Below are 576 nucleotides of genomic sequence, written 5' to 3' on the forward strand. Positions count from 1 at the left end.
TTTGTCGAGGACCTTCCATCGACGTGTCTCGGCGTGACGTTCCGCCCCCACCCAGTTACCCGACAGTCTCTGAGCCGCGCGGCGAGGTGGGCGGAGTGTTCAGCCGCAGGATCAGCGGCCGCCGCCCCGACTAATACTGCAACGGTGGTTCGCAACTTCGGGTGGATGCGGCTCGTTAGTCCATTGTGGTTAGCGTTGGGTTGGTTGAGTCGTGGGAAGACGGGCTGGGTGACTTGTTTGCCCTGATCGCGGGCCGGTTCTCGCGGGTGGAGCCGCGGAAGCGGGCGTTCGCCTATGTGCGGGGGTTGCTGTCGCCGTTGGAACGCCGTAACGGGTGGACTCTCGCCGAGCAGGCCGGTGACCGGTCGCCGGACGGGATGCAGGCGCTGCTGTGTAGTCCGTGCTGGGATGCCGACACGGTCCGTGATGATGTCCGTGACTACCTGGTGGAACACCTCGGCGATCCTGCTGCGGTGCTGGTTGCCGACGAGACTGGGTTCCTGAAGAAGGGGACCCGGTCGGCGGGTGTGCAGCGGCAGTATTCGGGGACGGCGGGGCGGACGGAGAACTGTCAGA

At 65.6% G+C, this 576-nt stretch carries 1 protein-coding gene; it reads left to right on the plus strand.

The features are described 5' to 3' along the window. Positions 1–200 precede the first annotated feature (200 nt). Positions 201–576: transposase (locus tag ACLQ24_RS30120; RefSeq protein WP_425895118.1), on the plus strand; the 376-nt coding region annotated here is incomplete at its 3' end.

The sequence above is a fragment of the Micromonospora sp. DT4 genome, from assembly GCF_049841675.1.
Lineage (GTDB): Bacteria > Actinomycetota > Actinomycetes > Mycobacteriales > Micromonosporaceae > Micromonospora.